Here is a 12,405-nt window from a genome sequence, read left to right as displayed (position 1 = left end):
GCGGACGCGGGGGAGTTATGCTGAAGGTGAAGTGTTAGGATGACGCGGGGTGTCATGCTCAAGGTGAAGTGTTAGGCCGGCGCGGGGTGTCATGCTGATGGTGAAGTGTTAGGCCGGCGCGGGGTGTCATGCTGATGGTGAAGTGTTAGGCCGGCGCGGGGTGTCATGCTGATGGTGAAGTGTTAGGCGCTCGCAAGGCACATGCAGATGGTGAAGAAATGTTGATGAACGCGGAGTTAACACGGTTCTAACGGTTGCCACTGCGCTTAATGCCAAGAAATTGTTGCTTTTGGAATTTTAACGGTTCTGATTGACGTTATTTAGGCAATATGGAGGAACATCAGGGGATAATCTCGTCAATAAGCTCGCTGGTAACCGTTAGAATTTGCAGATAGCTATTTTGAGCTACATAGACGCTGTCACAACCGTTAGAATTTGAACTCGGTCATCAGTGCGGGACTCCTCCCCTGGAGCAAGTGCTCTTCCCCTCAAAAAGGGCCCCCAATGGATGTCTTTTTGGTGTTATGGATTCTAGAGAGTACGTTCATGAATGAATCGCGGCATTCTGCCATTTCAATGCAGCGGCACGATCCCTGTGAGAACCAAACATGCCCGACCAGGCGTCCTCAAATTTTATGAAGACTATAGCTTAACCTGACTTCTTTTGCCCAAGATTGGGTCGGTTTCAATGCTCCAATGGAGCAGTTAAGCTTGAATATTTTCCCTTTTAATGGTACATTGTATGCAATTATAAGGTGTGAAGCACATACCGCTTTGTTACGTCATGTTCATGCGAGCATGGATGTATCGGGGCGGTTTTTTTTATTTTTCGGATCGGATGTGAAATGAAATGAGCAGGTTTGATGAAATCTATCAAAGTTGGATGGAGCAACAGATTGCCGAAGAGAAAAGCCCAAGAAGACGGGAGATACTCCGGAAAGGATTAAGCCGCGGATCGCTTGATTTTTTGCGCTTGGTCTGGTTTCCGGCCATAGGCAATCTGGATCATTTGTACCCTGAATACGAAGTGAGGGATTTTAATAACGGGTATCGCTATCTGGACCTTGCGTACATGCCCGGGAACGTCAAAGGATGTATCGAAATTCAGGATTACCGAAGCCATGCCAGGGATATTGAAGTCAGCCGATTCAAAGATTTATGCATGAAGCAGTCCCTGCTGGTTTTGGATGACTGGCTAATCCTTACGATTGCCTACTTATCCATCCGGGATGATCCCGGGGTATGCAAGCAGCTCGTTCTGTCCTTCGTTGGAAAGTTTCTAGGCAGCGCCGTACCTTCCGGACTCCATTGGGCAGAGGCCGAAACCCTGAGGTATGCTCATCGACTGCTGCGGCCCTTTACGCCGATGGAGCTGTCAAGCCATTTGCAGCTTTCTGAACATCGCACACGAGTTATCCTTCGCGCCCTTTTGGAGAAAAAACTGCTGGAGGTGGCCAGCGGAAAACAACGATATCGTACTTACCGGCTACCCGGGGATCATGTCGAAAGTCCGATTGATCCGCACCGCTAGTTCAAGGACATCCCGGCAAGGAAAATCCCGCGATGAAGACGTTGTTAACGCCCTTTGTCCATAGTGAAGCAGCACGCTCGTTAAACCAATGAGCAAATGAAGTGAACGGAAGAAGAAAATTGAACGCAAGGAGATAAATGACGGGAAAGGTAAGTGAACGGAAGAGATTGGGTGAACCTGAAAAGAAAATTTGAACGCAAGGGGATGAAGTGAAGCGATCGATGAGACAAATAAGCGCCTGGGGGATGATGGGAAAAGGTTGAGGAAACAATTGAACGCGAGAAGATGTAGTCAAAGTGAGCGGACGAGTCAAAGTGGGAAATAAATTTCTAACGGTTGCCACAGCGGTTAATCCCGATAAAATGGAAGTTTTGAAGCTTTAACGGTTCTGGTTGACGTTATTTGGGCATTATGACGGAACTTCTTACGGTACTCTTGCAAATAAGCTCATTAGTAACCGTTAGAACGTACAGAGAACCATTTTAAGCTACATAAGCGATGTCACAACCGTTAGAATTTGAGAACCAGCTTACGCGCTAGTAGCGAACTTATACCTTGATTGTGCCTCCGCAGACAGTCAGAGGACGTTGAACTTCTTCAAAGTGAGTGTTGAAATCATATTCCCTTTTTATAGTTATAAATAAAACGCAGCAAACTCATAGCAGGTTGGCGCAAATCTCTGCGCATAATGAAAAAGACAGCCGCCCGGCAGGCAGCTGCTTCGCAAGTTTTGATAAAGCTGTGCGTTCTTTAGTTTAGTTTTACTCGAAGCTCGTCATCCGGATTTTTGGTGGTGTAGTTCCATACGTACAGGTCCAGATCGGTACCGTTGAAGTTTTTGTACATATCGGTATGCTTGTTGCCCGAACCAAAATAAAACTGCGGAATCAGGTACATCGATTCTTTCCCCTCAAAGAAATAGGTTTGATTGATGCCGCCAAAGCTTGCAGCCGCGCTTTCGGATTCGACGTACAGGTTATTGTCCTTGATATAATAGGTCCAATGGACCGGATATCCTTCGTAGCTCGTCCGTATCGTCTGCGGCTGTGAGGAAATATCGGTCAGACGGACGGGAACATCGCTGCCCTTATGAACATCCACCCGTTCCTTGCCGATCAGCGTGATTGGTGTGTTCTCTAGAGAAGCGATATCCACGGTAATGGAGTCCGTAGGCTCAAATCGGAGAACGGTCTTACCGGCATGGGAATCCCCCTCCTCCAGTCCAACTTCCCCTTCAAATACCCGGCCGCCAACATCCAATTGCAAGGTTTGGTAAGGCATTCGGAATCGGCGGTCCTGATGATTCAGAACGAGCCTAATTTGGGTCGGTGTGACAACCAGTTCACGGATGCTCGCCTCTTCGGACAAGGTATGCAGCGGAATATCCATACTTTTTCTGAACGAGCCGCTCTCCATCTGCTTCCGGGACAAAGAGAGATTCACGTTCCACGTGCCGTCAGTCCGCCCCTTCTCATGGGTATATACCAAAGCGAAACGGTTCCCTTTTTTCTTCAGCAGCTGCTCGCTAAACTTCTGTTGGCTTGTATACTCCCCGGTCGCACCGCTTGTACCATAGGCAGGGGATTCCGTTTCCCTGATTGTGTTACCGAGGCTGTCGTACGCGGCGATTCTGGCCCAAGTCTGCTCCTGAACCGCAGCGTCTGTAAAGGTTACGGAGGAGTTAAGCAGGATTTGACCCGGAGAGGATGCCAAGGCCTGTATTTTCACCGTTTGGATGCCGTCCTTTTGAATGGTGAATTGCTGAGTGCCCGGATCGTTTGGATTCCAATGGATCTCCTGCTCCAGATCCTCGAGATACCGGACATTCGTTACGGAAAATTGAAGCTTGGACAGGTCCTCTTTCATCACCCAATTCGTCTCAAAATATCCCTGATACACGCCCTGCTCCGCGTTCCACTTCTGAACATAATGCCCTTCAATGGGGGCGCCGCTGCTGTCCTTGAGGACGATCCGGTCGTATCGGATCTCTTGTCCTCGGGTGGCTTCTTCCGGTTTTAACGTGTACAGGAGGACCGTCCGGTTCTCATCGGTAAAAGCGGTATGCACCGTCAAAGTGACGCCATGATCCGTTACACTCTGCTCCACCTTCTGACCATAACCGGCCTTAAGGGCTGCTTCAATGCCTGGTTTCTTGGACAAAATACTGCTCCAATCGTATTGAACGGCTGCATAAACAGGCGTTGCGAGAACGGCCACAGACACACCCGCAATGATCGCCACACTCGCTTTGCGCCGCTGCGGTCTGTGATATGTTTCGTCTACGATCCTCAGTTCATTTTTTTCAATGCTGCTCAGCATTTGATCAAAGTCGGGATACTGCACCGGTTCCGTACGCTTCATGTGATTTCTAACGTTGAGCTCAATAGATTCCAAAACGATTCTCTCCCCTCATGATATATTGTTCCTGGCGCTCCAGTTTTTTGCGGATCAGCTTGAGCGCTTTGTACAACCTGGACCGGACGGTATTCTGGGGAATGCGGAGCGTATCTGCAATTTCTTTAATGGACAGATCGCCGATATATCGCAGCGTAACGACGCTAAGCAGTTTCTCCGGCAGCTGAAGCAGTTGAAGCTCCAGTTCATCGTAAGAAAGCTTGTTTACGACGATGCTGTCAACCGGACTTACGGCCCGGCTTGCTTGATCATGAAGCCATTGCAGTTGTCCTTGCTTCTCGTGCTTCGTTTTGTTTTTGCGGATCACGTTGAGGCAATGGTTCATCGTAATACGCATAATCCAGGCCTTCAAATTCGTCACGCTGCTCCAGTCCTGGCGGAACACCGTAACGAATACGTCGTGGCATACATCCTCGGCATCCTGGCTGTTTTTGAGCATATACAGACATGTACGGTAGACGTCTTTGTTGTACGTATGAAACAGTTCATGCTCGGTCACGCCCGGCTCTCCTTTCTTGTTGGGATATATTATAGACAAGTCAGCGTAGAATCCGGCTCACTTTTTTTTCGGAGTCCGGCAACAAAGGCTGTGGAGCAGCGGATTCGACTTCAACTGACGGCATATTCAAGTCATAAAGCTCAACATCAAGAGCAGTAGATTTTTACGATCAAGTGTTTCGAGTAACTTACTAAAGGGAGCCGCAGCACAAGGAACACCATTTCCCTTTCCGGATTACGTATGCCGGGCAGTAGCGTGTTCACAAGGCGTTTCCCATTATAATCCACTTCAAACAATAAAAAACGCACCTATCGGGGAACCGATTAGATGCGTGCATCGCAGTTCGTCATATACAAGTCGGGCATTTTTTCCAAAACAGCCCTTTTGTCCCCCATTTCATTAAAATGACGCCAAAGAGGGGCTTTAATTAGCTCTAGAGCTGGATTATTATTTTTTCCGTTAATACTATTAAATGGATTTTCTTGTCCTCGTTCTGAAAGGTATATTTTGAGCCCAATCGATCTGCTTCTATCCAGCCTCGTCTCTCTATTTCTTTGCGATAATAGTCCGGCAGTCCGTTTTCTTCTTTAACGTCTTTGAAGGCGTACTCTTCCGAGTATTCCTGTTTCTCCTGAAGTTCGGCTGTTTTCGGGACTGGAAAGTCTTGATTTAGGCTTGAATGATTAAAAGGTTCATCTTTTGGGGAACAACCAGTAACACATAAAATAAAAATCAGAAAACATGATATTCCAAATTCCCGAAATTTAACGAGCCGCCGTTCCGGATTTTGAACCTTCGCCAAAAGCTGGCCATATCCGATCTTCATTCATGTACTCCCCCTTGGCATCGAGACCATTCGATTGTCAAAGCTATTGATGCGTTACGCTCGTATAAATGTCTAATTAATATACACATGGGGATAATTGCGGGAAGCAAAAGCACTTGTCGTTCCCATTAATAACGAAATAATCGCAGTAATTACAGTTGCTTTATGTAGGGAATAAGAAAAAAAGGATGATACCTGTATTTTCTCTATTTTATTGGTAAAAATCAAGCGTTGGACATTATCATGCTCCGGGTCCAAGATTATTGTAATCTGTACTTGAATCCCGGTCCGCATTACAGTCCCCCCTTTTTCTGCTTTCCATGTTTGGTTAAACTCACTCAGCAGCCCGTCCGACTCCCCCAATAAAAGAGAAGGATGCCATGGAATGACATCCTCCTTAAACGAACGGACCTATATAATGTTTGTCGACATGATTAAGTTAAATAAGATTTAGACTTGCTGCGCCTCGAGCCGTTTCTCGTTCACACGTTCGATCAGCTCGCTGACGACCTCATCCGGAGACCGCTCCATCATCCAGTTTTGCCCGAACATCTGGAAGATTTTAATGACCGGGAAGTCCTCCCAAAATCCCAGGAACTCATCCTGGAGAGATACTTTGTCCTTCACGTGCTTGTTCATTTCATCGATGCACTCTTCCAATACATCCTTTGCGATCGGGTCGCTCACCCATTCATTAAGCAAGCTGAATTTATGGAACGTGATTTCTTCCTTGCCGAAGTCGCAGAACAGCCGGTTTGTCACTCGGATATCGCGGGACGAGCTGCCTGCGCAGAGTTGGAAATATCCGCTTTCTGCTACCCAGCGATTGTATTTCGTGTTGTAATAGGCAAAATCTCTTTCTTCAAGCTCAAAAACGATCTTCCGCTTCTCGCCCGGCGCGAGCTCGATTTTTGCAAAAGCTTTAAGCTCCTTTTCGGGACGCACCCATTTGCATTCCTCATCATGGACATACAATTGAACGGTTTCCTTTCCGGTGCGCTTTCCGGTATTTTCTACTTGGAGGGAAACGGTAACTCCCTTCTCATGCTGTGCCGCTTGAAGATCCGTGTACTTAAATGTCGTGTACGACAAACCATGTCCGAACGGAAACTGCGGAGCCATTTCCTTCCGGTCGTAGTAACGATAGCCGATAAACAGTCCTTCACGATAATACAGCTTGCCGTTTTCACCCTGAATCCGCATATGCGACGGGTTATCCGACAGCTTGACCGGGAAGGTCTCCGACAGCTTGCCTGAAGGGTTCGTGTGCCCGAACCTCACTACAAAGGGGGCGAAGCAAACTGTAAGTAGAATCGCTGAGTATGTCGTCATAGAGCAGTTGGCAATTGCGGGATACAGGATCTCAATGCTTTGTAGAATCGCTCAAGTTTCTAGGAGTGGATAGTACAAATGGCGACGAAGACGTCATACGTTCTTACCTAAACAACTAGAGGATCAAACTCTAAAGGAGAAGATTTTAGAGGGCCATCAGCGCCTCAGAGGCATACTAGGCTACCCAAGGATGCAAATATGGCAAAATAAAACGTACGGATTACATGTAAACCATAAAAGGGTTTATCGCTTAATGAAACAGATGGGCATACAAGCACAAATCCGAAAGAAGAAAAGGTTTTATGGTAAAAAGGAGGCTTACGTAGTATCCGATAATTTGTTGAACAGAGAGTTCCATGCGGACCGTCCGAATCAGAAGTGGGTCACTATTTACGTTGTGGTCGTCTTTGGTTGTAAAAACGTATGTATTTCTCAATTCGCCTTTGTGCTACTTCCAGATTTCGTAGATCATAAGGATAGAGTCCTTCCGTTTTGAGATGCGAGAAGAAACTCTCCATGGAGGCGTTGTCTAGGCAATTGCCCCGGCGAGACATGCTGATTCGGGCGCTAACCTTTGGCAGCATGTCGTGGTAAGCATGAGACGTGTACTGGAACCCCTGGTCGCTGGAACGACCAATCCGGTCACGTCTTTTTGTTTGGCGAAGGCTTTGGCAAACGTCTGGAGAACCAGCTCATTGTCGTTCCGTTCGCTAAGGTGGTAGGCCACAATCTCGTTATTGAACAGGTTTTTCACTGCCGAAAGATACAGCCAGCGTTCGCCCACCCGATATTGTGTCACATCCGTCAACCATTTCTGGTTTGGTCTTTCAGCTGTGAAATCACCCGGAGTCAACTTCACTTCTACATTTTCAGCGCAGGATAAACCCGAGCATTCGCTCATATTCGTCCCGATCAAAACTTTGCCCATCCGAAGATCGGCCTCAACATCTTGCGTATCCAATAAGCTATGATCGTCCCTGCGGTCCATGAACTGCGATTCTGCAAGTATTCCAAGTATTGATCATTGATGATATAAGTCCGAGTGGAAGTAGGGTTCTTCAGCCCGAACTTTTCCCATATCGTCGGATCATTTGAACCCTTGAGCTTTTCGAGCATATTTGCCGACGCACTGTTTATTTTTGCCGGAATTTGTTCATAGGCTTGGATGATTTGCGTATGAAACTCGTCGATCGGATTGCGGTTAACAAGGCCAGTTAAATGGATGCTTTCGCGAATGTAAGATACGTATTCTAGATGGTCAGCCCAGAACTTGTCGATATAATAAAGCCGTACCCGCTGCTCCGAAGGGCTCATCAGCCTCTCGCCTTTCAAAATGCCAAGCCGCTGCTCGTATAGAATCCGCCGTTGTTCCTCCACCATATCCGAGTAATGGTTCAGTTCCTGGCGGATATGGAAGCTTTGGCCCATCATAACGCGCTGAATATGCGTGATTTTGCTAATGAGCACCGACTCTTCGAGAGCCTCATCCTGCCTGAGACCGCGATAGGCATTCGGAATCACTTTATCGATGCCGAACCGAAGCATCAAGTCGTCTTCCAAGCTTACGAAAAATACAGAAGCGCCCGGGTCGCCTTGGCGGCCAGCACGCCCGCGCAGCTGGTTGTCGATTCGCACGCTTTCGTGCACATGCGTACCAATGACGTACAAACCGCCCAGCATGGCGACAACTGCTGCTTGCGTGGGATTACCGCTGCCGAGCCGAATGTCGACGCCGCGCCCCGCCATGTTCGTAGACACCGTCACGGCACCGATTTCTCCCGCTTTGGCGATGATCTCGGCTTCTTCTGCGTCGTTCTTCGCGTTGAGAACATGGCACGGTACGCCGACAGCCGCTAGCGCCTTCGCCAGCCCGTCAGACTCCTCAACGCTTGATGTGCCAATAAGAATCGGACGCCCTGTCCTATGTACTGACAAGATCTCTTGTACAAGCGCCTTAAGTTTGGCTTCTTTATGAGTATAAATCCGGTGCGGATGGTCGATCCGTATGTTTGGCCGGTTCGGCGGGATTTGCACGACCTGCAGCGCATAGATCGCTTCGAATTCCATTGCAGAAACTTGCGCGGTAGCCGTCATGCCGCAAATCTTCGGATATAGGCTAAGGAAGTGTTGAAGAGTGATCGTACCGAGAATTTTCCCGCCAGCTAAGGGTTGGAGCCCTTCTTTGGCCGCAAGCGCTGCCTGCAGCCCGTCCGGCAAATGCCTATTCTCCGCCACGCGGCCGGTGTATTCGTCAATCAGCTCGATCTTATCATCCCGAACGATGTAATCGACGTCTTTTTTCAATAACGATTCCGCTTGCAGCGCGCAATTTAATGACGATAACAAATGACTATTATGGCTTTCGTACAAATTGCCGCATCCCAGCAGCTCTTCCGCTTTCACAGCGCCCGCTTCATTCAAATAAACATTCCGCTTGAACTCGTCGAAGTCGTAATGCTCATCTTGCTTGAGCTGCCGAGCCACTTCTGCGAAACGAATGCTGTCGCTTTCGGAAGAGTCCGGCTCGCCCGCGATGACTAGCGGTACCCGTGCTTCGTCGAGCAGAAGCGAATCCGCTTCGTCGACGATGACGTAGTGGAATAGACGATGTACGGTATCGGCTTCACTCAGCGCGATCGTGTCGCGCAAATAATCGAACCCTGCCTCTTTGGCCGTAACATAAGTGATATCCGCAGCGTACGCTTCCCGTTTCTCGGACAAGCTCATCCCCGCTTTCACCGATTGTACCGTCAACCCAAGGAAACGATAGATCGGCCCCATCCACTCCGCATCTCGATTTGCCAAATAATCATTAAAGGTTAGTACATGAACGCCTTGGCCGGTCAGCGCATTTAGATAAGCAGGCATTACCGCAGAGAGCGTTTTTCCTTCGCCGGTATGCTGCTCGATCAAGAATCCCTCGTGCAGAGCGATGCCAGCCATGATCTGGACATCGTAGGGCCGTAATCCGAGCGTTCTCTTCGCTGTCTCGCAGACTAGCGAATAGGCATCGACAAGTAACCTGTCTAAAGGCACATCCGATTTTGCTTCCTTTTTCAGCCGGAGGGATTCCGCTTGAAGCTGCCCATCGTCCCATGCTTCCAAATTCCGTTTCCTAATGAGCTCAGCTTTGTCCTGATAGACTTTCAACTTATTCTGGGTATCGCGACCTTTGAATTTTTGCATCAACTTAACCGCTAAATTCATCGGAATATGATCCCTCCTAGGTAAAAATACGCAATTCTATAGTAGCAGCTACAGTATAATTAAACTTTATAAAAATGGCAATATTTAGAATGAAAGTAAAATCACTTTGTTTCATTAACGGTACACTTGCACTCTTAGCCGCTGACGACCTTTACTGTAGCATCACGACATGCCGAACATCGAATAATCCACGTAAGGAACGGCTTAAATCGTAAGATCGTATTCGCCAAGTTGACCTAACAACGCCATATCTGGCAGCTCTCATGGATTTTTCGGTGGCATCCATTCCGTATATCCGTCCGTGATGCTGTAAATATTGATTTAAAGGATTACAAAGATCATGCTTATCTTATGAAGGAACGAGCAGGAGACAAGTGGGAAGGAAGTAATGAGCACTTTTTTGTCTTCTCAACATGGAATGGAAAATCTTATTACCACACATCTCATGGAACATGGCTTCGGCGGTTTCTTAAACGAAAAAAGCTTAAACCAATTCGCTTCCATGATCTACGGCATACTTCTGCAACTTTACTTATTAATAAAGGTGTTCATGCTAAAACAATTTCAAACCGACTAGGACACGCAGACATTAGAACAACAATGAATATTTATGGGCATGCACTTCAATCAGCAGATCAACTTGCTGCAAATACACTAAATTCAATCCTATTCTCAGATCCAGAAAATGTATTAAATATTGATTCCTAATACATTATCCTCTAAGTGGATTTGAAGTGCGTTGGTATTGAAAATGAAGCCCTTATTGATGGTGCTTTTTCCCAATTGTAGCTAGATAAACTGATCCATTTATACAACCTTATACAAGTATTTTTAATTTCATCCCCATTTCGTCCCCAACCTCAAAATTAATTAAGCCAAACGGAAAATAAAAAAACAAAAAACCCTTGATTCCCAAGGGTTTTCTTCGTATGGAGCCTAGGGGGATCGAACCCCTGACCTCATCGCTGCCAGCGATGCGCTCTCCCAGCTGAGCTAAGGCCCCGTAGTATGTATCGCTCTTTTGAAGAGCACTCCTATAATATATCATAGCGGATAGAGTTGTGCAATACTTTTTTTTCAAAAAAAAGAAGACGCCCCGGCCTTAGAGGCAAAAAGGGCATCTCCTTCCACAGCAGTTTATTTCACCGTCCGGTTATACTCCTGGATTTTGGCGGTAATCTCTTTCGCCGCGTCGTCCAGCGCCGCCTTTGGCGTCTTTTTGTTGTTGAGCACCTCTTCGATGGCGCCTTCGACGATTTGTCTCGCTTCCGGAAAAACGCCCATGACGGCACCCTGCGTAGCCCGGTTCAGTTTGGTATTATGCAGCTGGTCGATCGCCGTCTGGAATTGCGGGAACTTCTTCAGATTTTCCTTCACGCTGTCCTGTTCATAGGCTTTGGTCGTGATCGGGAAATATCCGGTGTTGATGTGCCAAAATGCCTGCTGCTCCGGCGAGGTCAGAAATTTGATGAATTCCCAGGCCGCCTTTTGCTCCTCGTCGGGACGGTTGTTCATCATCCACAAGCTCGCGCCGCCGACGATGACGCCGCCTTCCTTCGCATCTGCCGGTTTCGGCAAAAAGCCCGTTCCGACCTCGAATTTGCCTGTCGTGCCGTCCACCAATCCTTTGAGCGCCGCCGTGGAGTCGAGGATCATCGCCACCTGGCCGGCGGAGAACGCTTTTTTCGAGTCATCGGTTTTCCGTCCGAGATTGTTGGCTGCTTTCGTGTCGATCAGATCCTTCCACCACGTCATCACCTTCACACCTGCGTCGGAGTTCACCAGCGATTCGGTCGCCAGGTCGTCCCGGCCGTTGCCGTTGTTGACGTATTCCGCTCCCTGGTTTGCGAAAAACTGCTCCATGAACCAGCCGTAAATCGCGAAGTTCGCGCCGACCGCTTTGCCCGTTTTTGAAATTTTGTCCGCGGCAGCCTTCAGCTCTTCAAACGTCTTCGGCGGGTTTTCCGGATCAAGTCCGGCTTCCTTAAACAAATCCTTGTTATAATACAAAATCGGATTCGACGTGTTAAACGGCATCGAGTAAAGCTTGTCGTCGAACGTATAATAGCCGCTGATGTTCGGTTCGAGCTGGCCGACGTCCCACCCGTCCTGATCGATAAAGTTTTGCATCGGCGTAATCAGCTTGGAATCGACCATGAACCGGCTGCCGATTTCGTACATCTGCACGACCGTCGGCCCTTCGCTGGTGCCCATCGACGCCTTCAGCTTGCTCAGCAAATCGTCATATGTTCCCTGGTACACCGCTTCCACCTGGATTTTATCCTGCGACTTATTGAAGTTGTCCACCAGTTGATCCACGACCTTCGTCGTCGCCCCGCCCATGGCATGCCAGAACACGACCTTTTGCGCCCCGCTTTTCGTTTCGGCGCCTTTCGTGCCGGGATCCGCCGCTTTCGGCTCTTCTTCTCCCATGTTCACGCTGCAGGCTGCCATCAGCAGCATTACCGCTGCCAGCATCAAACTTACAAGCCTCTTCTTCCCCATAGTCTGCATCATTCCTCCCCTTTTATTAAAAAACCTGCCTATTGCCTTGTATGACAAGCCCCGCAGCAAATCCAAGGCCGATCACCGCGT

10 protein-coding genes, 1 tRNA gene and 1 pseudogene are annotated in these 12,405 nt (G+C 48.2%); 3 read left to right on the top strand and 9 right to left on the bottom strand.

Going from position 1 to position 12,405, the window contains the following annotated elements; all coding sequences use genetic code 11:
- The first annotated feature begins 850 nt into the window (after positions 1 to 850).
- On the top strand, positions 851 to 1,531 hold the full coding sequence (locus AC27KL_RS10480) for a transcriptional regulator (protein ID WP_487169609.1): 681 nt from the start codon (positions 851 to 853) through the stop codon (positions 1,529 to 1,531).
- Positions 1,532 to 2,281: 750 nt separating this feature from the next.
- Here AC27KL_RS10480 and AC27KL_RS10475 read toward each other — a convergent pair.
- The 4 genes from AC27KL_RS10475 to AC27KL_RS10460 form a co-directional block, all read right to left on the bottom strand.
- Entirely contained in the window at positions 2,282 to 3,925 is a 1,644-nt protein-coding gene (locus tag AC27KL_RS10475) for a DUF4179 domain-containing protein (protein ID WP_487169608.1), read from the bottom strand.
- Entirely contained in the window at positions 3,912 to 4,445 is a 534-nt protein-coding gene (locus AC27KL_RS10470; RefSeq protein ID WP_487169607.1) for an RNA polymerase sigma factor, read from the bottom strand. Before AC27KL_RS10470 ends, AC27KL_RS10475 begins: the two co-directional genes overlap by 14 nt.
- Before the next feature lie 433 nt (positions 4,446 to 4,878).
- Positions 4,879 to 5,271 carry a hypothetical protein gene (locus tag AC27KL_RS10465; RefSeq protein ID WP_487169606.1) on the bottom strand — a complete coding sequence of 131 codons (393 nt, stop codon included), beginning with the start codon at positions 5,269 to 5,271 and terminating at the stop codon, positions 4,879 to 4,881.
- A gap of 450 nt (positions 5,272 to 5,721) precedes the next feature.
- The gene (locus tag AC27KL_RS10460; protein WP_487169605.1) at positions 5,722 to 6,474 is read right to left on the bottom strand and encodes a fibronectin type III-like domain-contianing protein; all 753 of its coding nucleotides are present in this window, start codon (positions 6,472 to 6,474) and stop codon (positions 5,722 to 5,724) included.
- A gap of 262 nt (positions 6,475 to 6,736) precedes the next feature.
- Here AC27KL_RS10460 and AC27KL_RS10455 point away from each other — a divergent pair.
- Positions 6,737 to 6,886 (top strand): annotated as a pseudogene (locus AC27KL_RS10455) (helix-turn-helix domain-containing protein); the annotation flags it as partial.
- 103 nt (positions 6,887 to 6,989) lie between these two features.
- Here the strand turns inward: AC27KL_RS10455 and AC27KL_RS10450 are convergent.
- From AC27KL_RS10450 to AC27KL_RS10440, 3 genes are read right to left on the bottom strand one after another with little or no spacing between them, the layout of a single operon-like run.
- Positions 6,990 to 7,121 (bottom strand): IS3 family transposase, encoded by a 132-nt coding sequence (locus AC27KL_RS10450; protein ID WP_487169604.1) that lies wholly within the window; start codon positions 7,119 to 7,121, stop codon positions 6,990 to 6,992.
- Positions 7,122 to 7,132: 11 nt separating this feature from the next.
- Positions 7,133 to 7,564 carry a DDE-type integrase/transposase/recombinase gene (locus AC27KL_RS10445; RefSeq protein ID WP_487169603.1) on the bottom strand — a complete coding sequence of 144 codons (432 nt, stop codon included), beginning with the start codon at positions 7,562 to 7,564 and terminating at the stop codon, positions 7,133 to 7,135.
- On the bottom strand, positions 7,516 to 9,810 hold the full coding sequence (locus AC27KL_RS10440; RefSeq protein ID WP_487169602.1) for a preprotein translocase subunit SecA: 2,295 nt from the start codon (positions 9,808 to 9,810) through the stop codon (positions 7,516 to 7,518). Before AC27KL_RS10440 ends, AC27KL_RS10445 begins: the two co-directional genes overlap by 49 nt.
- A 249-nt stretch (positions 9,811 to 10,059) precedes the next feature.
- Here AC27KL_RS10440 and AC27KL_RS10435 point away from each other — a divergent pair, with 249 nt between their 5' ends.
- Complete coding sequence (locus tag AC27KL_RS10435; protein ID WP_487169683.1) at positions 10,060 to 10,518, top strand: site-specific integrase; 459 nt, start codon at positions 10,060 to 10,062, stop codon at positions 10,516 to 10,518.
- Between the two features lie 222 nt (positions 10,519 to 10,740).
- Here the strand turns inward: AC27KL_RS10435 and AC27KL_RS10430 are convergent.
- Together AC27KL_RS10430 and AC27KL_RS10425 are read right to left on the bottom strand one after the other, a co-directional pair.
- Positions 10,741 to 10,813 (bottom strand) — tRNA-Ala (locus AC27KL_RS10430).
- 134 nt (positions 10,814 to 10,947) lie between these two features.
- Positions 10,948 to 12,324 carry an ABC transporter substrate-binding protein gene (locus AC27KL_RS10425; protein WP_445164818.1) on the bottom strand — a complete coding sequence of 459 codons (1,377 nt, stop codon included), beginning with the start codon at positions 12,322 to 12,324 and terminating at the stop codon, positions 10,948 to 10,950.
- Positions 12,325 to 12,405 lie beyond the last annotated feature (81 nt).

Source organism: Paenibacillus sp. YAE3 (assembly GCF_057546105.1).
This window is presented reverse-complemented; position numbering and strand designations above follow the sequence as displayed.

What these genes read in the sequence shown, in the direction of transcription:
- AC27KL_RS10425 (WP_445164818.1), bottom strand. Translation starts at nt 12,324, where the DNA reads ATGCAGACTATGGGGAAGAAGAGGCTTGTAAGTTTGATGCTGGCAGCG.
- AC27KL_RS10480 (WP_487169609.1), top strand. Translation starts at nt 851, where the DNA reads ATGAGCAGGTTTGATGAAATCTATCAAAGTTGGATGGAGCAACAGATT.
- AC27KL_RS10460 (WP_487169605.1), bottom strand. Translation starts at nt 6,474, where the DNA reads ATGCGGATTCAGGGTGAAAACGGCAAGCTGTATTATCGTGAAGGACTG.
- AC27KL_RS10440 (WP_487169602.1), bottom strand. Translation starts at nt 9,810, where the DNA reads ATGAATTTAGCGGTTAAGTTGATGCAAAAATTCAAAGGTCGCGATACC.
- AC27KL_RS10450 (WP_487169604.1), bottom strand. Translation starts at nt 7,121, where the DNA reads ATGGAGAGTTTCTTCTCGCATCTCAAAACGGAAGGACTCTATCCTTAT.
- AC27KL_RS10465 (WP_487169606.1), bottom strand. Translation starts at nt 5,271, where the DNA reads ATGAAGATCGGATATGGCCAGCTTTTGGCGAAGGTTCAAAATCCGGAA.